The sequence below is a fragment of the Modestobacter altitudinis genome, from assembly GCF_005930475.1.
GTDB classification, from domain to species: domain Bacteria; phylum Actinomycetota; class Actinomycetes; order Mycobacteriales; family Geodermatophilaceae; genus Modestobacter; species Modestobacter altitudinis.
This window is the reverse complement of sequence record NZ_SJEW01000016.1, coordinates 18,132-38,201: the sequence shown is the minus strand read 5'-3', so window position 1 is coordinate 38,201 and position 20,070 is coordinate 18,132. Positions and strand designations below refer to the sequence as shown.

The following is a 20,070-nucleotide window of genomic DNA, read 5'->3' as shown; positions in this document are numbered from 1 at the left end:
GGAACTCAGCCGACGAGGACCGGCGCCGAGCTGCCGACCTGGTCCAGCCTGGTCCGCCCGGTGGTCGCGCTTACGACCTGCTCCTCGAGCCAGAACACGTAGTACTGCCCCGACACCAGCCCGGTCACCGTCGCCGAGACCTGCTGGCACCCCTCGGGCTGGGCCGCGGTGGCGGTGAGCGGTGCCGGCTGGACCCCGCTCACCGGCTGCTGGTCGACCGCGGAGACCTGGTAGGACTGCACCTCCCCGCGGGCGTCGGACATCCAGGTGACGGTGGCCGAGCCGGTGCCCGCGACCACCCCCGGGGTGATCCGCTCAGGCGTGCTGTAGCCGCCGCAGGCCGGCTCCAGCGGGGTCAGCGTGGGGGCGACGCCGCGGGCCGCCCAGGGCTGCAGCGTGATCCCGCCGGGCCGGGGCGGCTGGGGGACGACGAGGCCGCCTCCCGCGTCGCCGTCGGTCACCGTCGCGCCGTTGGAGTCGCCGGCCACCGGGCCGGTGGACCAGGACATCAGGCCGTCTCCGAGCGAGACGGCCGAGCTGCCTCCCGAGGTGGCCCCCTCGTCGGCGATGGTGCTGGACGCCGTGAGCTCGACCAGCACCGGGGTGAGCTGCGAGGCGGCGAACAGCCCGCCGGCGGCGACCGCCAGCACCGGGGTCAGCCAGCGCGTCAGCCCACCGTTCCGCGACGCGCGGCGGGCGGCCTTCCTCGGCGTGCGGCGCACGGCGGTGTGCGATGTGCGGCGTCCCTGCTCGGCCATGACAGCCCCCTCCCCGGTCCTCGGTTGGTCATCGGCACCCGGGGACAGCTCCTTGAGACCAACGGGTGCGGGAATGCCGGCTGCCGCTGCTGTCTTGGCTCGACGTGTGAGTGCCGCTCCCGCCGTCGAGACGACGCCGGCCCCGACCGTCCCCTCCACCCGCACCGCGGTCCTCGCCATCGGCGCGCTGGCCATCGGCGCCTTCGCCATCGGCACCACCGAGTTCGTCACGATGGGCCTGCTGCCCGACATCGCCGACGGGGTCGACGCGAGCATCCCCTCGGCCGGTCACCTGATCTCCGCCTACGCCCTGGGTGTGGTGGTCGGCGCGCCGGTCATCGCCGCCCTCGGCGCGCGGTTGCCGCGCCGCGGGCTGGCCGTGGGTCTGATGACGGCGTTCGTCGTCGGCAACGCGCTGAGCGCGCTGGCCCCGGGCTTCGGGACCCTCGTCCTCGCCCGGTTCGTGGCCGGGTTGCCGCACGGTGCCTACTTCGGTGTCGCCTCGCTCATCGCCGCCTCGCTGGTGCCCGACCGGCTCCGCGGCCGGGCGGTCAGCTCGGTCATGCTCGGCCTGGCGATCGCCAACGTGGTCGGCGTCCCGGCGGCCACCTGGCTCGGCCAGGCGATGGGCTGGCGCTCGGCCTACTGGGCCGTCGTGCTCCTCGGGGCGGGAACCGTGCTCGCGGTCCTGCTCGTCGTCCCCGCCCTGCCCGGCCGCGCCGAGGCGACCATCCGGTCCGAGCTGGGCGCGCTCCGCCGGCCGCAGGTGGTCCTGACGCTGCTGTTCGGGATCGTCGGCTTCGGCGGCATGTTCGCCCTCTACAGCTACATCGCCCCGCTGCTCACCGACGTCTCCGGGGCCTCGGCGAGCTTCGTCCCGGTCGCGTTGCTGGTCTTCGGCGTCGGCATGATCATCGGCACCGCGCTCGGTGGCCGGCTGGCCGACCGGGCGCTGTTCCCGTCGCTGCTCGGCGCGGTGGTGGCGCTGGGCGTCTTCCTGGTCGCCGTCGTCGTCCTCGCCGGGAGCACCGGCGCCCTCCTGGTTGCGGTGTTCCTGACCGCCAGTGCCAGCTCGGTGCTCGCCGTCTGCCTGCAGCTGCGGCTGATGGAGGTCGCCGGGGACGCGCAGATGCTGGGCGCGGCGCTCAACCACTCGGCGCTGAACCTGGCCAACGCGCTGGGTGCGTGGCTGGGTGGTCTGGTGATCGCCGCCGGCTTCGGTTACCGGGCCCCGAGCCTGGTCGGTGCCGGGCTGGCCGTGCTCGGGCTCGGTTTCCTCGCCGCCTCGGCGGTGCTGCGCCGCCGTGAGCTCGCCGCCGTCTGACCCCGGTCGCGGGTCACCTGCTGGCGCGATCGGGTGACAGCGGTCACGATGGGGCGACCATGACCCTCAGCCCCGGGGACCCCGCGCCGTGACGACCCTGAACCCGTGGCTCGCGCTCCCCGACGGGGACCCGGGTCCGGTGCTCGCCCGGCGCCTGCGGGCCGCGCACGAGGCACTCGTCACCCAGGTCGAGGCCCCACCAGGGGACCAGGTCCGCGCGGTCGTCTGGAACTCCTGGCGCAGGTCGCTGCGCAGCGGCGTCGACCCCGACGGGGCGCCGCCCCCGGTGGACCTCCTCGACGACGACCTGATCGCCTACCGGGCGGCCCACCCGCTGGCCGCGGTCATGCCGGTGATCCGACGGCTGCTCGTGGCCGACGCCGAGGTGGACCAGATGATCGTCGCGGTCACCGACGCGGCCGGCCGGATGCTGTGGGTGGAGGGCGACTCGCGGCTCAAGGACCGGGCCGCCGGGGTGCACTTCGTGGAGGGCTCCTCGTGGAGCGAGAGCGCCGCCGGGACCAACGCGCCGGGCACCGCCCTCGCCCTCGACCACGCCGTCCAGATCCACGGCAGCGAGCACTACCGCCGTCCGGTCCAGCCGTGGAGCTGCTCGGCGGCACCGGTGCACGACCCGCTCACCGGTGCCCTGCTGGGCGCCATCGACGTGACCGGCGGCGACCACGTGGCCAGTCCGCACGTGCTGACGCTGGTCCGGGCGACGGCGGCCGCCGCGGAGTCCGAGCTCCGCTGGCTCGGCCGAGACCGGGGCCTGCGCACCGACCGGCTCCCCTCCGGCCAGCGGCCCGCCGTCCCGGTGCTGGAGGCCCTGGGGCGCGACCGGGCCCGGCTCCGCACGGCCGCCGGCGCGCAGGAGCTGTCGCTGCGGCACTCGGAGCTGATGGTGCTGCTCGCCGAGGCCGCTGCGGCGGGCACCGGGCGGACGGCGGAGCAGCTGGCCGCCGAGTGCCACGCCGGCGACGCCGCCGCGGTCACCGTGCGCGCCGAGCTCTCCCGGCTCCGGCGGCTGGTGGGCGACCAGCTCGTCGGGTCGCGGCCCTACCGGCTGCTCGGACCGGTGCGGACGGACGCCGAGGAGGTGCGCGGGCTGATCGCCCGGGGCGCGGTGGGCTCGGCGCTGGACCGCTACCGGGGGCCGCTGCTGCCGGGGTCGACGGCACCGGGGGTGCGGACCGCCCGTGCCCGCCTCGCCGACGAGGTGCGCACGGCGGTGCTGACCAGCGGGCGCCCGGACCTGCTGGTCCGCTACAGCGAACTGCCCGAGGCCGCCGACGACCTGGGCACCTGGCAGGCGTGCCTGGCCGTGCTCCCGCCCGGGACGCGGCGGACCGCCGCCGCCGGGCACGTGCAGCGGCTGCGCGGCGGACCCCGGGGTCCGGTCCGCCGCTGACCGCACCGCTGCAACGCGGTGCAACGTTGCCCGGGGCGCAGGTTGCGGTCCGACGCAGCGATCCGTTCCGCGCCTGAGCCTTGGAGGCCGTCGGGGGACCGCACCTGCGGATCGGGGCCGGCGGCCCGGGGCAGGAGGTGTGGACTCGCGCGCGTGTCGGTTGTCACACTGCCGCAGGATCCGCGGGCTGACCGCGGTACAGAGCCGATGCAACGAAGCGGAGGACACGTGACGCAGATCAACGTGCGGGTCGACGGGGAGTCCTACACGGACGACGTCGAGCCGCGGACCCTGCTGGTCCACTACCTCAGGGAACAGCTCGGCAAGGTCGGCACCGTCGTGGGCTGCGACACCAGCAACTGCGGCGCGTGCACCGTGCACCTGGACGGGCAGGCGGTGAAGTCCTGCACCGTGCTCGCCGTGCAGGCCGACGGCAGCCAGGTCACCACCATCGAGGGGGTCGCCGAGGAGGGCATCGGCGGCGCCCTGCACCCGGTCCAGCGGGCCTTCCACGAGATGCACGGGCTGCAGTGCGGCTTCTGCACCCCGGGGATGATCATGGCCTCGATCGACCTGCTGAAGGAGAACCCGGACCCGAGCGAGACCGAGGTCCGCGAGGGCATCGAGGGCAACCTCTGCCGCTGCACCGGCTACCAGAACATCGTCAAGGCAGTGCAGCACGCGGCCGCCGAGATGCGTGGGCAGGCACCCGGCGACCCGGACGCCTCACCGGCAGCGGTGGACACCGCCGCTGCTGAGCACGTGGTGGCGCAGTCGTGACCGCGGTCGAGGACCCGGCCGTCCCGGACACCCCAGTCGACCTCGCACCGGCCAAGGAGATCGGGCAGGCGCGCCTGCGCAAGGAGGACGCGCGCCTGATCACCGGCGAGACGCAGTGGACCGACAACATCGTGCTGCCGGGCATGCTGCACATGGCGATGCTGCGCAGCCCGGTCGCCCACGGGCGGATCACCCACCTCGACGTGAGCGCGGCCAAGGACCGGCCGAACGTCGTCGCCGTCTTCACCGGTGCCGACCTCGCCGAGGAGCAGGGGTCGCTGCCCTGCGCCTGGCCGGTGACGCCGGACATGGTCAACCCGGGGCACCCCTCGATCGCCGTGGACCAGGTCAACCACGTCGGTGAGGCCGTGGCCATCGTCGTCGCCCGCACCCGGACGGCCGCCGCGGACGCCCTCGAGGCGATCGACGTCGACTACGAGCCGCTGCCGGTCGTGCTGGACATGGAGGAGGCCGTCAAGGACGGCTCGCCCCTGGTGCACGACTCCACCTCGTCGAACACGAGCTACCACTTCGTCTTCGACGCCGGCGAGGCCGGGACCGGCGGCGACACCGACCAGGCCTTCGCCGACGCCGAGGTCACCGTCAGCCGCCGGTTCGTCCAGCAGCGGCTGATCCCGGCCTTCATGGAGCCCCGGTCGGTCGTCGTCCAGCCGACCCGGGACAACTACACGATGTGGTCGGCCACCCAGATCCCGCACATCCTGCGGGTCATGGCGGCCAGCGTCACCGGCATCCCGGAGCACAAGCTGCGGGTGATCGCCCCCGACGTCGGTGGTGGCTTCGGTGGGAAGCTGCAGGTCAACCCGGAGGAGATCCTGGCCCTGCTGGTCGCGCGCCGGCTCGGCAAGCCGATCAAGTGGACCGAGACCCGCGGTGAGTCGCTGATGACCGCCCACCACGGCCGCGACCAGGTGCAGTTCGTCGACATCGCTGCCGACCGGGACGGCACCGTCCGGGGGCTGCGGGTGCGGCTGCTCGCCAGCATGGGCGCCTACCTGCGGCTGATCACCCCGGGCGTGCCGGCGCTGGGCGCGTTCATGTTCCCCGGCATCTACAAGTTCCCGGCCTACCGCTTCGAGTGCGACGGCGTGTTCACCAACATGGTGCCCACCGACGCCTACCGCGGCGCAGGCCGACCGGAGGCGACGTTCGCGATCGAGCGGATCATGGACGAGCTCGCCGTCGAGCTGGGCATGGACCCGCTGGAGCTGCGCCGGAAGAACTGGATCAACGCCGACGAGTTCCCGTTCACCACGGTGGCCGGGCTCGAGTACGACAGCGGCGACTACGCCCAGGCCACGAGTCAGGCGCTGGAGCTGCTGGGCTACGACGAGCTGCGGGCCGAGCAGCAGCGCCGCCGGGAGTCGAACGACCCCGTCCAGCTGGGCATCGGCTTCTCCACCTTCACCGAGATGTGCGGCCTGGCCCCCTCCCGGGTGCTCGGGTCGCTCTCCTTCGGCGCGGGTGGCTGGGAGTCGGCCTCGATCCGGATGCTGCCGACCGGCAAGGTCGAGGTCGTCACCGGCTCGACGCCGCACGGGCAGGGCCACGAGACGGCGTGGAGCCAGATCGTCGCCGACCAGCTCGGCGTGCCCTTCGAGGACGTCGAGGTGCTGCACGGCGACACCGCGATCTCCTCCCGCGGCCTGGACACCTACGGCTCCCGGTCCCTGGTGGTCGGCGGCACGGCGGTGGTCAAGGCGGCGGAGAAGGTCGTGCAGAAGGCGCGGGCGATCGCCGCCCACCTGCTGGAGGCCAGCGAGGACGACCTGGAGTTCACCGACGGGAAGTTCTCCGTCAAGGGGACGCCGGGGGCCTCCATCGGCATCCAGGAGGTGGCCCTGGCCGTCTTCGCCGCGCACGACTACCCGGAGGGGATCGAGCCCTCCATCGACTCGGAGGCGACCTTCGACCCGGAGAACTTCTCCTTCCCGCACGGCACGCACATCTGCGCGATGGAGATCGACACCGAGACCGGGTTCGCCAAGATCCGCAAGTACGCCTGCGTGGACGACGTCGGGACGATCGTGAACCCGCTGATCGTGGAGGGCCAGGTGCACGGCGGCCTGGCGCAGGGGATCGCCCAGGCGATGTTCGAGGAGGCGATCTACGACGCCGAGGGCAACCTGACCACCGGCAGCTTCGTGGACTACCTGATCCCCTCGGCCGCCGACCTGCCGCACTTCGACACCGGCAACACCGTGCACGAGGCGACCAGCAACCCGCTGGGCGCCAAGGGCGTCGGGGAGGCCGGCTGCATCGCCAGCACCCCGGCGGTGGTCAACGCCGCGATCGACGCCGTCCGGCACCTCGGCGTCAGCGAGCTGCGCATGCCGCTGACCCCGGAACGGGTCTGGCGGGCGATCCACGAGGGCGGGGACGGCGGCGACCGGGCCGCGGCCACGTCCAACGCCCAGGGCGTCACCTCGAGTGAGGCGGCCACCGCTTCTGCCACCGAAGGAGACCAGCAGTGATACCCGCAGCGTTCGCGTACTCCCGCCCCACCACCGTCGAGGAGGCGCTCCAGGCCATCGCCGACGGCGGGGACGACGTGAAGGTCCTCGCCGGCGGTCAGTCGCTCATCCCGGTGATGCGGCTGCGGCTGGCCGCGCCGGAGGTCGTCGTCGACCTCACCCGGGTCGAGGGGCTGCGCGGGGTGCGGGAGGAGGGCGACCAGCTGGTCGTCGGCGCGATGACCACGCACGCCGACGTGCTCACCGACCCGCTGCTGGCCCAGTACGCCCAGCTGCTGGTGCAGGCCACCGAGACGGTGGCCGACCGGCAGGTGCGCCGCCGGGGCACCTTCGGCGGCGCGCTGGCGCACGCCGACCCGGCCGGTGACCTGCCGGCGGTGGCGCTGGCGCTGGACGCCGAGTTCGTCATCGCCGGCCCGGCCGGACGGCGGACGGTGCCGGCCTCGGAGTTCTTCGTCGACTACCTGACCACCGCGCTCGAGGAGGGGGAGCTGCTCGTCGAGATCCGGCTCCCCAAGCTCGCCGCGGCCGACGGCTGGGGCGTCCGCTACGAGAAGTTCACCCGGGTCGCCCAGGCCTGGTCGATCGTGGCGGTGGCTGCGGCCGTCCGGCGGGAGGGTGGCCGGATCACCGAGGCGCGCATCGGGCTGACCAACATGGGGCCGACCCCGTTGCGGGCCAGCGCCACCGAGGCCGCCCTGGTCGGGGTCGACGTCAGCCTGGAGACGGTCACCGCTGCCGCCGCCCAGGCCGCCGAGGGCACCAGCCCGAGCAACGACCTCAACGCCCAGGCCGACTACCGGCAGCACCTCGCCCAGGTGCTCACCCGGCGCGCCCTGGCTGCGGCCGCAGGTCTGTAGGAAGCGATCCGGACCGGTCCGTCCCTCGTGGGCGGGCCGGGCCGGCGCGCCGTCGCCGTTCCCCACCTGCGCCGTCGTCCCGCGCGTGATCGGATGTGCGGGAGGGGCGTGCGGAGCGCGGTAGCGTCGCCTTCTCGTCCCATCCCCGCACGTCCCGGCTCGGCTCGCCGCCGGTGTCGCCGTCCCCCCCGGACGGCGTCGGGCCGCACATCCTCGGAGGTCCTGCAGTGCAGCTGGAGAACTCGTTCACCGTGCCCCTGCCCGTCGACGAGGCGTGGCGGGTGCTGTTGGACATCGACCGGATCGCCCCGTGCATGCCCGGGGCGGTGCTCGACTCGGTCACCGGGGACGACTTCACCGGCCGGGTGAAGGTCAAGCTGGGGCCGATCAACCTGACCTACCAGGGCAAGGGCTCCTTCATCGAGAAGGACGAGACCGCGCACAAGGCGGTCATCGACGCCCGCGGCAAGGACCAGCGGGGCAACGGCACCGCCGCGGCGATCGTCACCGCCACGCTGGCTGCCGAGGGCAGCGTCACCCGGGTCGACGTGCTGACCGACCTGAACATCACCGGCCGCCCCGCGCAGTTCGGCCGCGGCGTGATGACCGACGTGGGCAACAAGCTCCTCGGGCAGTTCGCCGACAAGCTCTCCGCCCAGCTGGCCAGCGGGGACGCCGGCCTCGTGGACTCGGCAGCGGCCGAGGTGCAGCAGGAGCCGACCGTCGCGACCACCGTCAGCACCGCGGCAGCGAAGGCCGCGGCGACCACCGCCGGCGTCGTCGAGGAGGTCGCGACCTCCGTGGAGGGCTCGGCGTCCGGTGGGCCGGCGAAGAAGGCCGCCGCGGCGGCGAAGAAGACCGCGGCCGCGGCTGCCGACGGCGCCGCGACCACCGAGTCGGCGGTCACGCCACCGGTGAAGGCCGCCCCGGCGAAGGCCGCGCCCGCCGAGGCCGCACCGGCCGCGTCGGTGCCCGATCCGACGCTCCCGCCGACGAAGCCCGCCGCCACCCCCCTCACCGCGGCGAAGAAGGCACCGAGCAAGCCGCCGACGGGCACCACCGCCCCGCCGAACCGGCCCGCCGGCGGGGGCCCGGCCCGGAGCACGCCGTCGGCGCCGCAGCGCCCGCTCGCGCCGGTGGAGCCGGAGCCGATCGACCTGCTGGAGGTGGCCGGCGGCGCGGCGCTCACCCGCTACGCGGCCCCCGCGGCCGGCGGGGCGGCCGTGCTGGTGCTCCTGCTGCTGATCATCCGCCAGTTCCGGAAGTGAGCGGACCCGCCGTCAGAGCCGCCCCAGCCAGCTGACGGCGGCGGTGGCGACGGCGGCGGGGTCCTTGCGCAGCCCGTGGTCACCGGGGACGGGGCGGACGGTGCCGGCGTGCCCGGCCAGGGCCGCCTCCACCTCGGCCGGGCGGCCGAAGGCGTCGGTCTGGCCCTGCACGACGACCAGCGGGACGTCGACGCCGTGCAGTTCGGCGGCGCGGCTCTTCTCCGGCCTGCCGGGCGGGTGCAGCGGGAAGGCCAGGGCGAGGACCCCGGCCGCACCCTGCGCCGCCGCCGTCCGGCAGGCCACCCGCGCCCCGGCGCTGCGGCCGCCGAGCACCAGCGGGCCGCCGAGCAGGTCGCGCACCTCTACCAGCACCGCCGTCCAGGCCTCGTCCAGCCGCGGCGGCGCGGGCGCGATCCGGCGTCCGGCGACCCGCCACGGCTGCTCGACCAGCAGCACCCGCCACCGAGCCGCCGCCCCGGCCGCGGCGACGGCACGCAGGTCGGCGGAGTCCACCCCGCCACCGGCACCGTGCCCGAGCACCAGCGTGCCGGCGACCCCGGCCGCCGGCCCGGTGCAGTGCACCCGCGCCGGGCCCAGCGGGGTGCGGACCTCGCGGGCGGTCACCCGCGGGGGAGGGCGAGCAGCGCCTCGACCGCCTCGACGAGGGAGGCGCCCTGCACGTGCGGGGGCTCGAGGACCTCGGCGTACACCCGCTCGGCCCGGTTCGAGGTGAACGCCGCCGTCAGCCCCGCCCGGCGGGCGCCGGCGACGTCCCACGAGTGCGCGGCGACCAGGGCCATCCGGTCGGGGGCGACGCCGCAGGTCCCCGCCGCCCACAGGTAGGCCTCGCGGGCGGGCTTCCAGGCGCGGATCGACTCCGAGGTCAGGGTCTGCTCCACCAGGGCGGCGACCCCGCCGCGGGCCAGCCCCGCCTCCGCCACCCCCGGGGACCCGTGGCTCAGCGTCACCGCGCGCACGCCGGCCTCGGTCAGCAGGCGCAGCGCGGGCTCGACGTCCGGATGGGGGGAGAGCTCACCGAAGGCGTCGGCGACCGCGGAACAGGCGGCCGGCGGCAAGCCGGTCAGCTGTGCCACCGAGGTCTCGAAGGCGGCCCGGAACGGGAACCAGGTGCCCAGGGCCACGCCGGCGAACCCGGTGAGCAGGGTCCGCGAGAAGACCGAGGGCAGCAGCTGCTCGGACTGGCCGTGCTCGACCAGCGCGGCGCCGACCGGCGCGAGGTCCAGCAGGGTCTCGTTGACGTCGAAGGCGACGACGTCCGGGCGGGTGCGCACCGCGTCAGGCCTCGTCCCGCTCGTCGACCGGCAGGTCGACGCCGGCGTCCGCGGGACGGCTGAACCCGCCGGTCACCTTCTTGTAGACGAACCAGCCCACGCCCAGGACCACCGCCGCGACGACGGCGTAGTCCAGGTAGTGCAGGTTGGCCTCGACGAAGTCGCCGGCGGCGACGCCGAGCCCGATCAGCACGCTGTTCCAGATCAGGCTGCCTGCGGTGGTGAACGCCAGGAACTGCGGCAGCGGCATCTTCACCACACCGGCCGGCACCGACACGAAGCTGCGCACGATCGGGACCATGCGGCCGAAGAAGACCGCGGAGCGCCCGTGCCGCTCGAACCATTCAAAGGTCCGGTCGACGTCCTCGGTGGCGACCAGGGGCAGCCGGTCGAGGAAGGCGTGCGAGCGGCGGGGGCCCAGGGCCCGGCCGACCCAGTAGAGGACCAGCGCCCCGACCACCGAGCCGAGGGTGGCGAAGAGGACCACCGGGACGACGGAGAGCCGACCGTCGTTGATCAGCACCCCGGCGGCGCCGAGCACCGCCTCGCTGGGGATCGGCGGGATGACGGTCTCGATCAGGATGGTGAGGCCGACACCGACCGCGCCCAGCTTGTCGACGAGGTCCAGCAGGAAGCCGGTGATGCCCCCCTGGTCGGACGAGGCGGCGGCGAGGACGGGCATGGGACCCACGGTATCGGCGGTCCGCGTGCGTCGCCGGGCCCGGCCGCGGCCGCGCCAGTAGGTTCAGCGTCCATGCTGCAGCGCTTCACCGCCCGCGCCGTCGTCGTCGGCGACCGTGCCGGCACCGTCGTCCCCGATGCCGTGCTGGACGTCGGCGACGGCGTGATCAGCTGGGTCGGCCCGGCCGCGGACGCACCGCCCGTGCCGGAGGAGGCCGAGGTCAGGCAGCTGCCCGGGGTGCTCACCCCGGGCATGGTGAACACCCACTCGCACGCCCCGATGGTGCTGTTCCGGGGGCAGGGCGAGGGGCTGCCGCTGGACCGCTGGCTGCGGGAGGTGATGTGGCCGCGTGAGGCGAGGCTCACCCCCGAGGACGTCGAGGTGGCGATGACCGCCGCGTCGGCGGAGATGCTCCGGCACGGGGTCACCACCAGCGTGGAGATGTACTTCCAGCCCGAGCGGATCGGGTCGGCGGTCCGGGCCACCGGCGCCCGGGCGGTGGTGGCCAACCCGCTCATCGGGCTGCCCGGCTTCGGCACCTTCGACGAGCAGCTGGCCACCGCCGTGGGGCTGGCCGGGAACAGCGACGAGCAGGTCGAGTTCGGCATCGGTCCGCACTCGGCGTACACGGTCCCCCTCCCGGTGCTCACCCAGGCAGCCGAGGCCGCCCGCGAGCACGGCCTGCTGCTCACCGTGCACGTCGCGGAGACCGCCACCGAGGGAAACGAGCTGCTGGCCACCCACGGGCTGAGCGTCCCGGCGCTGCTGGCCGCCCACGACGTGCTGGGCGGCCGGGTGCTCGGCGCGCACTGCGTGCACATGGACGACGGCGACCTGGAGCTGTGGCGGGAGTACGACGTCGCGGTGGCCCACTGCCCGGGCAGCAACAGCAAGCTGGCCAGCGGCACCGCGCGGCTGCGGGACATGCTCGATCTGGGCATCCGCGTCGGCATGGGCACCGACGGGCCGGCGTCGAACGACAACCTGGACCTCTTCGAGGACCTCCGGCTGGCCGCTCAGCTGGCCCGGCTCCGCGAGCGGGACGCGACCGCGCTCACGGCCCCGGAGGCGCTCTGGCTGGCCACCGGGGCGGCGGCCGCGGCCATCGGGCGCGAGGACCTGGGTCAGCTCACCGCCGGACGGCGGGCGGACCTGGTGCACGTGGACACCGAGGACATCGCGTTCACCCCCGTCGGCGACGTGACCGACCTGGTCACCCACCTGGTCTGGTCGGTCGGTTCCCGGCACGTCCGGGACACCTGGGTCGCCGGCCGGCAGGTGGTGCGCGACGGCATCAGCACCACCGTGGACGAGGCGGCCCTGCGGGCGGACGTGCAGACCCGGGCGATGCGGCTGGCCGGCCGCTGAGTGGAGTCCCAGCGCTCGGAACACGATGCGCTGGGACTCCACTCAGGTGGCGCGCAGTGAGATGGTCTGGCCGCGGCCCACGGTGCGGATCTCCCCCGGGGCGCGGCGGGTGGCGACCTCGGCGACGAAGTCACCGAGCGGGCTGTTGAACGCCGTGTAGTCGTCGTAGTGCACCGGGACGACGACCGCGGGCCGGAGCAGCTCGACCAGGTCGGCGCCCTGGCGGCCGTCCATGGTCACCGTGAAGCCGTACGCCTTGGTGCCGCCCAGGTGCGGGATGGCGACGTCGAGGGGGCCGCAGCGCTGCAGCACCTCCCCGATGTCCCGGCGGTAGAGCGTGTCACCGCTGATGTAGCCCCGCCAGGTGACCGTGCCGTCGTCGACGAGCTCGAGCACGCTGCCCATCACCGGCGGCAGCAGCCGGCCGAGCAGGCCCGGGCCGTGCACGCCGGGCACCGAGGTGATCCGCAGCGTCGTCGTCCCGGAGGTGAGCTCGTGGGTCTGCCAGTCGGTGAGGTCGCTGGTCGCGCCGAAGCCCTTCTCAGCCAGCTCCCGCGCGGCCGCCGGGGTGGTCACCACCGGCGTGTCCTTGGGCAGCGAGCGGGTGGCGATCGCGTCCCAGTGGTCGTCGTGCAGGTGGGACAGCAGGATCGCGTCCAGCACCGGCAGCTGGGTGGGCTGCAGCGCGGGCTCGGTGAGCCGCTTGGTGAACAGCCCGTAGCCCAGGTAGGCGCGCTGCCCCCGGTGCAGGAAGTTGGGGTCGGTCAGCAGCGTGAACGGTCCCAGCCGGAGCAGGGTCGTCGCGTTGCCGCCGAAGGTGAGCGTGACGTCGTGCTCGTCGCCGGCCATGCCGCGGCGGGTACCCGTCAGCCCGCGGGCTCCAACCCCGGCAGTCGCCGCTGCGGCTGACCGGGGCGCGGCAGCGTGCCGTGCACGAGCACCTGCTCGTGCACCTGCTCCAGGGCGGTGCGCAGCGCGGGCAGCAGTGCCGGGTCCAGCCCGTCGAAGAACATCCGCCGCACCAGGTCCGTGTGACCCGGGGTGGCCGCGGTCAGCGCCGCCCGGCCCGCGTCGGTCAGGACGGCGTCGGTCGCCCGCCGGTCGGTGGCCGACGGGCTCCGCTCGACCAGCCCGCGGGCGCTCATCCGCTGCAGGTGGTGGGACAGCCGGCTGCGCTCCCAGGCGAGCCGGGTGGCCAGCCCGGTCAGCTGCAGCCGCCCGTCCGGCGAGTCGGCCAGCGCGTTGAGGACGTCGAAGTCCGGCAGGGACAGGTCGCTGTCGGTCTGCAGCTGCCGGTTCATCTCGTAGCCCAGCCGCAGCATCACCCGCATGTAGGCGAACCAGGTCCCCTGCTGCTCGGGGCTGAGCGCCGGCGGGACCGGAGGACCGTTCGGATTGGGTGACATGTCATGTAGCTTCCTCCGTGACGGCCCCGTCGGTGTCGACCGTGCATCGCCGTCCAGCCGACGTCGAGCCGGGAGGCGCCCGTGTCCGAGCCCAGCAGTGAGCAGTTGCTGGAGCGCATGCTCCAGGGCGTCTTCAACGAGCCGGACCCGCAGCGGCGCGCCGAGGTGATCGCCGCGGTGTTCACCGCGGACGTGGTGTTCGTCGACGCCGGGCAGACCGCGACCGGCCGGGAGGAGCTGGCGGCCACGGTGACCGGGCTGCTGGCCCAGGGGCCGGGTCTGGTCTTCACGCCGGCCGGGTCGTTCCGTGGCGTGGGCGACCTGGGCATGCGGGCCTGGCGACTCGGCCCGCCGGGTGGGGAGCCGGTGCTCGGCGGCCTGGACGTCGCCCAGGTGGTCGACGGTCGGATCGCCCGGCTGTGGACCGTGCTCGACGCCTGAAGCCCGCGGCGGCGGTCCACTCCTCCGCACGGCCCAGGTCTGATCGCGAGGGCTCGTGCTCTGCTGCCCGGGCGGCAGCAGAGCACGAGCTTCCGGAGGAGCCGCCGCTGGGTGAGACTCACGGCGGCGCATCGACCTCACGAGGAGCACCCATGGACCAGATCGACCCGACCGCCCCGCCCAGCGGCACGGGGTGCGTGGAGTGCGAGGCCAGCGGCGCGTGGTGGCTGCACCTGCGCCGGTGCGCGGCGTGCGGGCACGTCGGCTGCTGCGACTCCTCGCCCAACCAGCACGCCACGGCGCACGCCCACGGTTCCGGCCACCGGATCGTGCAGAGCTTCGAGCCGGGCGAGGGCTGGTTCTGGGACTACGTGGAAGGTGAGTTCGCCGACGGTCCGCAGCTGGCGCCCCCGACCGCGCACCCCGCGGGGCAGCCGGTGCCCGGCCCGGCCGGCCGGGTGCCGGCCGACTGGGCTGAGCACCTGCACTGAGAGGATCGGTGTCCGTGGAGACGGACCGAGCATGGAGCTGACCGCCCAGCTGGTGGCGCTGGTGATCGCGGTCGGCGTCGTCGCCGGCATGTGCAACCGGTTCGGTTGGCCGACCCCGCTGGTGCTCGTGGTGGTCGGCGCCGCGGCGTCCTACCTGCCGCACGTGCCGGACGTGCAGCTGGACCCGGACGTGGTGCTCTTCGCCATCCTCCCGCCGCTGCTGTACGCCACCACCGCCCGGACGTCGCTGTTCGACTTCAAGCACAACAAGGCCAGCATCGTCTCGATGTCGGTGGTGCTCGTCGTCGTCACCACGCTGTTCGTCGGCTGGGTCACCTGGTTGCTGCTGCCCGGCGTGGCCTTGGCGGCCGCGCTGGCGCTGGGCGCGGTGGTCGCGCCACCCGACGCGATCGCGGCCTCGGCGATCGGCCGCCGGCTGGGGCTGCCGCGGCGGGTCGCGACCCTGCTGGAGCACGAGAGCCTGGTCAACGACGCGGCGGCGCTGATCGCGCTGAGCGTCGCCGTCTCGGCGCTGACCACGGAGCCCTCACCCGTCGAGGTCGCCGGCGAGTTCGCCTGGGCGGTCGTGGGCGCGGTGCTCGTCGGCGGCGTGGTCGCCGCGGTGCTCGCCGTCGTGCGGGCCCGGGTGCAGGACCCCGTGCTGGACACCCTGGTCTCCTTCGTGGCCCCCTACCTGGCCTTCCTCGCCGCGGAGGAGGTGCACGCCTCGGGTGTGCTGGCCACCGTCGTCACCGGGCTGGCGCTGGCGCACGTCTCCCCGAAGGTGCAGACGGCGACGGCCCGGGTGACCGAGGCGATCACCTGGCGCACCGTCGCGTTCGTGCTGGAGAACGGCGTGTTCCTGCTCATCGGGATGCAGCTGCCCGGGCTGCTCTCCGGCGCCGCCGACAGCGGCCTGGGGACGGGGAGGATCGTCGCGGTCTGCGTCGGGGTGCTGGTGGCCACCGTGGTCGTGCGCTTCGTGTTCGTGTTCGGACTGGCCGGGATCCTGACCGTCGGCACGCCGGGGATGCGCCGGCTGGCCTGGAGCCCCGCGGTCGCCGGGCTGGTCTCCTGGGCGGGCATGCGCGGCGTCGTCACGCTGGCCGCCGCCCAGGTGCTGCCGGAGGACCTGCCGAACCGGGAGGTGCTGCTGCTGGCGGCGTTCACCGTCGTCGTCGGCACCCTGCTGGTGCAGGGCTCGTCCCTGCCCTGGCTGGTGCGCAAGGTCGGCCTGCCGCCACCCGACCCCGCCGAGGACGCGCTGCAGGCAGCGGTGATCGGCGACGCCGCCAACGCTGCCGGGCAGCAGCGGCTCACCGAGCTGACCACCGGTGACGAGCCGGACGGCGTCGTCGACCGGCTGCGCGACCGGTCCACCGCGCGGTCGCACGCCAGCTGGGAGCGGCTGGGCCGGCCGCTGGCCGACCAGCAGACCCCGTCCAGCATCTACGCGCGGCTGAGGATGGCGATGCTCGACGCCGAGCGGGAGGTCGTGGTGCGCGCCCGCGACGCCGGCACCGCTCCGGCCGAGGTGCTGGAGGCCGCGCTGAACGCCATCGACGTCGAGGAGTCGCTGCTCGACCGCCACGAGGAGCTGGAGTCGCTGGACCGCGAGCGACCGCTGGCGCCCCGGCCCAGCGACGAGCGCTGCGCGCACCTGCGCCTGGCGCCGGTGGGCGCGGCGCACCCGGAGTCGGCCTGCGAGGACTGCCTGCGCGAGGGGACGACGTGGGTGCACCTGCGCACCTGCCTGACCTGCGGCCACGTCGGCTGCTGCGACTCCTCGCCGCGCCGGCACTCCCGCGCGCACTTCGGGGCGGAGGGGCACCCGGTGGTGGTGAGCGCCGAGCCCGACGAGGCCTGGCGCTGGTGCTGGGTCGACAGCGAGCTCGGCTGAAGGACCCCGCTGCCCCCCACCGCTCGCGAGCTCGCGGCGGGCCCCTGCAGCAGGGCCGAGGCCGGGGCATGGGGTAGACACCACCTCGTGGCACAGACCCGGTCCGTCGACGAGTCCTTCCTCGCCCTCCCGCTGTCCGCGCTCGCCGACGCGGCGCTGACCCGGGCGGTCGACCTGGGGTGCGAGCACGCCGACCTGCGGGTCGAGCGGATCCGCACGCAGAGCATCCGGCTGCGCGATGCGCGGCTGGAGGCGCTGGGGAACGGGGAGGACCTGGGGCTCGCCGTCCGCGTCGTGCACGAGGGCACCTGGGGGTTCGCCGCCGGCGTCGTGCTGACCGCGGCGGAGGCGGTCCGGCTCGCCGAGGAGGCGGTCGCCGTCGCGCAGGTGTCCGCAGCGATGAACACCGACCGCGTCGAGCTGGCGCCCGAGCCGGTGCACGCCGACGGCGAGTGGGTGTCGGCCTACGAGGTCGACCCGTTCGCCGTCCCGGACGCGGAGAAGACCGGGCTGCTCGTCGAGCTCTCCGAGCAGCTGCTGGCCGCTGACGGCGTGGAGCACGTGCAGACCAGCGCGCTGCAGGTCAAGGAGCAGAAGTTCTACGCCGACACGGCCGGCACCCGGACCCGTCAGCAGCGCGTGCGCGTGCACCCCGAGTTCACCGCGCTCACCGTCGACCGGACCACCGGCACCTTCGAGTCGATGCGCACGCTCGCCCCACCGGTCGGCCAGGGCTGGGAGTTCGTCGCCGGCGGCGGCTGGGACTGGCGCGGTGAGCTCGCCGAGCTGCCGGAGCTGCTGCGGGAGAAGGTGAAGGCCCCCTCGGTCGACCCCGGCCGGTACGACCTGGTCGTCGACCCCTCGAACCTGTGGCTGACCATCCACGAGTCCATCGGCCACGCCACCGAGCTGGACCGGGCGCTGGGCTACGAGGCCGCCTACGCCGGCACCTCCTTCGCCACGCCTGACCAGCTGGGCACCCTGCAGTACGGCTCGCCGCTGCTGAACGTCACCGGTGACCGCACCGCCGAGCACGGCCTGTCCACCGTCGGCTGGGACGACGAGGGCGTCGCCGGCCAGCAGTGGGACCTCGTCCGCGACGGTGTGCTCGTCGGCTACCAGGTCGACCGCAACACGGCGTCCAAGATGGGTGCAGAGCGTTCCAACGGCTGCTCCTTCGCCGACTCCGCCGCCCACGTGCCGGTGCAGCGGATGGCCAACGTCTCGCTGCAGCCGACCCCCGACGGCCCCTCGACGGAGGAGATCATCGCCGGGGTCGAGCGCGGCGTCTACGTGGTCGGCGACAACAGCTGGTCGATCGACATGCAGCGGTACAACTTCCAGTTCACCGGGCAGCGGTTCTACAAGATCGAGGGCGGGCAGCTGGCCGGGCAGCTCCGGGACGTGGCCTACCAGGCGACGACGACGGACTTCTGGGGCTCGATGACCGCGGTCGGCGGCCCGCAGACCTACGTGCTGGGCGGCGCGTTCAACTGCGGCAAGGCCCAGCCGGGCCAGGTCGCGCCGGTGAGCCACGGCTGCCCGACCGCGCTGTTCGAGCAGACGACCATCCTCAACACCAAGCAGGAGGGCGGGCGGTGACGTCGATGAGCGCCAGCGAGACGACGAGTGAGCATCGCAGCGAGCGCCAGCGAGCGAGGAGCGGAGCGATGACGTCATGACCCCGCAGGAGCTGGTCGAGCGGGCGCTGGCGGCGTCGACGGCGGACGGGCAGATCACCTACGTCACCGAGAGCTCGGAGGCCAACCTCCGCTGGGCGAGCAACAGCCTGACCACCAACGGCGCCATGCGCTCCCGGCAGGTCGTCGTCATCTCCTTCGTCGACGGTGGTGCCGGGATGGCCACCGGCACGGTCGCCCGCACCGGCACCCCGGACGTCGCCGAGCTGGTGGCGGCCAGCGAGCAAGCCGCCCGGGACGCCGGCCCGGCCGAGGACGCGATGCCGTTGGTCAGCGAGGTGCCGCCCGGCGCCGGGGACTGGGACGCCGACGCGGCGGAGACCTCGATCGACGTCTTCGCCGACTTCGCCCCCGCCCTCGGGCAGGCGTTCGGCGAGGCCCGCGGCCGGGACGAGCTGCTGTTCGGGTTCGCCGAGCACCAGCTGGCGACGACCTACCTGGGCAGCTCCACCGGCCTACGGCTGCGGCACGACCAGCCCACCGGCCGGGTGGAGCTCAACGGCAAGAGCACCGACTTCGGCCGGTCGGTGTGGGCCGGCGTGGGCACCCGCGACTTCACCGACGTCCGGGTCGCCGACCTGGCCGCCGAGGTGCAGCAGAAGATGGCCTGGTCGCGGCGGCGGATCGACCTGCCGGCCGGCCGCTACGAGACGCTGCTGCCGCCGTCGACGGTCAGCGACCTGATGGTCGTCGCCTACTGGTCGATGGAGGCCCGGGACGCCGACGAGGGGCGCAGCGTCTACGCCCGGCCCGGCGGCGGCAACCGGATCGGCGACCGGCTGGCCCAGCTGCCGCTGACCCTGCGCAGCGACCCGGACGCGCCCGGTCTGGAGACCTCGCCGTTCCAGGTGGTCGGTGGCTCCTCGGGCAGCGCGTCGGTGTTCGACAACGGCATGGCCACGCCGGCGGTCGACTGGATCCGCGACGGCGTGCTCACCAACCTGGTCCGGCCGCGGGCCTGGGCGCTGAAGACGGAGGCCCCGGCCACCTCGGCGCTGGACAACCTCGTGCTCGAGGACCGCACCGCGACCGCGTCGCCCGCCGAGATGATCGCCCGCACCGAGCGTGGGCTGCTGCTGACCACGCTCTGGTACATCCGGGAGGTCGACCCGCAGACGCTGCTGGTCACCGGGCTCACCCGCGACGGCGTCTTCCTGGTGGAGGACGGCGAGGTCAGCGGGGCGGTGAACAACTTCCGGTTCAACGAGTCGCCTGTCGACCTGCTCGGGCGGGCCACCGAGGCCAGCCGCACCGAGCGGACGCTGCCGCGGGAGTGGAACGACTGGTTCACCCGGGCGGCGATGCCGATGCTGCGGATCCCGGACTTCAACATGAGCTCGGTCTCGCCCGCGTCCTGACCCCCTGGGGCAGAAGTGGCCACTTCTGCCCCAGGGGAGGGCCCTCAGCGCTCGTCTCGGCCGGTCTGCCCGGGGTCGGGCGTCGCGGTGGAGATGGCCGGGTCGACCGGGTTGCCGGTCGGCTCCGGCCCGACCTCGGTGGGGTCCGGCGTCCGGAACGGGGTCTCGCTCTGCGTCGCGGCCGGGCTCTCCTCGTCGGTCTGCTCGGGGCGGTCCGGCTCCTCGCCACCGACCCCGAAGCCCTCGGCCGGCGGCGGTGCGCCGGTCCCGGCGTCCGCGGCGGGGATCCCGTCGTCGGTGGAGGGCTGGACCGGGTCGAACGGTGCGCTCATGGACATGCCGGTGCAGTACCCAGCGGGATGGCCGCCGCACCACCGGCAGATGACCATCCGGGGCCGCCGGCCGCCGGCCGCGGGGTCGGTGGCGGACCGCCGCTATCCTCGCCGTGGGCCGTGACTGGCGCTGACAGGTGGACCACCACCGGGGAGCGGCTCCGTCGACCGCCGCGCGCCTGGGCCCCCGTCGACGCCAGGAGT

At 74.4% G+C, this 20,070-nt stretch carries 19 protein-coding genes and 1 riboswitch; of the genes, 12 read left to right on the top strand and 7 right to left on the bottom strand.

What is annotated here, in order from left to right:
• Positions 1–5: 5 nt before the first annotated feature.
• A complete protein-coding gene (locus FHL79_RS08410) occupies positions 6–758 on the bottom strand; it encodes a hypothetical protein (RefSeq protein ID WP_138758161.1) in 753 nt (250 codons plus the stop codon).
• Positions 759–864: 106 nt separating this feature from the next.
• On the opposite strand from FHL79_RS08410, the gene FHL79_RS08405 reads away from it, so the two are divergent.
• From FHL79_RS08405 to FHL79_RS08380, 6 genes are all read left to right on the top strand, one after another.
• Positions 865–2,082, top strand: coding sequence for an MFS transporter (locus tag FHL79_RS08405; protein ID WP_138758160.1), 1,218 nt, complete (start codon positions 865–867; stop codon positions 2,080–2,082).
• An 88-nt stretch (positions 2,083–2,170) separates the two neighbouring features.
• The gene (locus tag FHL79_RS08400; protein ID WP_138758159.1) at positions 2,171–3,493 is read left to right on the top strand and encodes a GAF domain-containing protein; all 1,323 of its coding nucleotides are present in this window, start codon (positions 2,171–2,173) and stop codon (positions 3,491–3,493) included.
• A 228-nt stretch (positions 3,494–3,721) separates the two neighbouring features.
• Positions 3,722–4,273, top strand: a complete 552-nt coding sequence (locus tag FHL79_RS08395) for a (2Fe-2S)-binding protein (RefSeq protein ID WP_171058077.1) — start codon at positions 3,722–3,724, stop codon at positions 4,271–4,273.
• On the top strand, positions 4,270–6,768 hold the full coding sequence (locus tag FHL79_RS08390) for a xanthine dehydrogenase family protein molybdopterin-binding subunit (RefSeq protein WP_138758157.1): 2,499 nt from the start codon (positions 4,270–4,272) through the stop codon (positions 6,766–6,768). The genes FHL79_RS08395 and FHL79_RS08390 overlap by 4 nt, the downstream gene beginning before the upstream one ends.
• Entirely contained in the window at positions 6,765–7,628 is an 864-nt protein-coding gene (locus tag FHL79_RS08385) for an FAD binding domain-containing protein (protein ID WP_138758156.1), read from the top strand. The genes FHL79_RS08390 and FHL79_RS08385 overlap by 4 nt, the downstream gene beginning before the upstream one ends.
• Positions 7,629–7,855: 227 nt before the next feature.
• On the top strand, positions 7,856–8,896 hold the full coding sequence (locus FHL79_RS08380) for an SRPBCC family protein (RefSeq protein ID WP_138758155.1): 1,041 nt from the start codon (positions 7,856–7,858) through the stop codon (positions 8,894–8,896).
• A 12-nt stretch (positions 8,897–8,908) separates the two neighbouring features.
• On the opposite strand, the gene FHL79_RS08375 is transcribed toward FHL79_RS08380, so the two are convergent.
• From FHL79_RS08375 to FHL79_RS08365, 3 genes are read right to left on the bottom strand one after another with little or no spacing between them, the layout of a single operon-like run.
• On the bottom strand, positions 8,909–9,520 hold the full coding sequence (locus FHL79_RS08375) for an alpha/beta hydrolase family protein (RefSeq protein ID WP_138758154.1): 612 nt from the start codon (positions 9,518–9,520) through the stop codon (positions 8,909–8,911).
• Positions 9,517–10,188 (bottom strand): HAD-IA family hydrolase, encoded by a 672-nt coding sequence (locus FHL79_RS08370; RefSeq protein WP_138758153.1) that lies wholly within the window; start codon positions 10,186–10,188, stop codon positions 9,517–9,519. Before FHL79_RS08370 ends, FHL79_RS08375 begins: the two co-directional genes overlap by 4 nt.
• 4 nt (positions 10,189–10,192) lie before the next feature.
• Positions 10,193–10,870, bottom strand: a complete 678-nt coding sequence (locus tag FHL79_RS08365) for a DedA family protein (protein ID WP_138758152.1) — start codon at positions 10,868–10,870, stop codon at positions 10,193–10,195.
• A 72-nt stretch (positions 10,871–10,942) separates the two neighbouring features.
• On the opposite strand from FHL79_RS08365, the gene FHL79_RS08360 reads away from it, so the two are divergent.
• Positions 10,943–12,238 (top strand): amidohydrolase family protein, encoded by a 1,296-nt coding sequence (locus tag FHL79_RS08360; RefSeq protein ID WP_138758151.1) that lies wholly within the window; start codon positions 10,943–10,945, stop codon positions 12,236–12,238.
• A gap of 42 nt (positions 12,239–12,280) precedes the next feature.
• Here FHL79_RS08360 and FHL79_RS08355 read toward each other — a convergent pair whose 3' ends face one another.
• On the bottom strand, positions 12,281–13,087 hold the full coding sequence (locus FHL79_RS08355; protein ID WP_138758150.1) for an MBL fold metallo-hydrolase: 807 nt from the start codon (positions 13,085–13,087) through the stop codon (positions 12,281–12,283).
• A 17-nt stretch (positions 13,088–13,104) separates the two neighbouring features.
• Positions 13,105–13,644, bottom strand: coding sequence for a MarR family winged helix-turn-helix transcriptional regulator (locus FHL79_RS08350; protein ID WP_138758149.1), 540 nt, complete (start codon positions 13,642–13,644; stop codon positions 13,105–13,107).
• An 81-nt stretch (positions 13,645–13,725) separates the two neighbouring features.
• On the opposite strand from FHL79_RS08350, the gene FHL79_RS08345 reads away from it, so the two are divergent.
• From FHL79_RS08345 to FHL79_RS08325, 5 genes are all read left to right on the top strand, one after another.
• A complete protein-coding gene (locus FHL79_RS08345; protein ID WP_138758148.1) occupies positions 13,726–14,085 on the top strand; it encodes a nuclear transport factor 2 family protein in 360 nt (119 codons plus the stop codon).
• Positions 14,086–14,237: 152 nt separating this feature from the next.
• Positions 14,238–14,576 carry a UBP-type zinc finger domain-containing protein gene (locus FHL79_RS08340; RefSeq protein ID WP_138758147.1) on the top strand — a complete coding sequence of 113 codons (339 nt, stop codon included), beginning with the start codon at positions 14,238–14,240 and terminating at the stop codon, positions 14,574–14,576.
• Positions 14,577–14,607: 31 nt separating this feature from the next.
• The gene (locus FHL79_RS08335) at positions 14,608–16,476 is read left to right on the top strand and encodes a cation:proton antiporter domain-containing protein (protein ID WP_138758146.1); all 1,869 of its coding nucleotides are present in this window, start codon (positions 14,608–14,610) and stop codon (positions 16,474–16,476) included.
• A gap of 87 nt (positions 16,477–16,563) precedes the next feature.
• Positions 16,564–18,078, top strand: coding sequence for a TldD/PmbA family protein (locus FHL79_RS08330; RefSeq protein ID WP_138758145.1), 1,515 nt, complete (start codon positions 16,564–16,566; stop codon positions 18,076–18,078).
• A 76-nt stretch (positions 18,079–18,154) separates the two neighbouring features.
• Entirely contained in the window at positions 18,155–19,534 is a 1,380-nt protein-coding gene (locus FHL79_RS08325) for a metallopeptidase TldD-related protein (RefSeq protein ID WP_138758144.1), read from the top strand.
• A 44-nt stretch (positions 19,535–19,578) separates the two neighbouring features.
• Here the strand turns inward: FHL79_RS08325 and FHL79_RS08320 are convergent, their stop codons facing one another.
• Positions 19,579–19,866, bottom strand: a complete 288-nt coding sequence (locus FHL79_RS08320) for a hypothetical protein (RefSeq protein ID WP_246080517.1) — start codon at positions 19,864–19,866, stop codon at positions 19,579–19,581.
• A 110-nt stretch (positions 19,867–19,976) separates the two neighbouring features.
• A riboswitch (ZMP/ZTP riboswitch) is annotated at positions 19,977–20,058 on the top strand.
• Positions 20,059–20,070 lie beyond the last annotated feature (12 nt).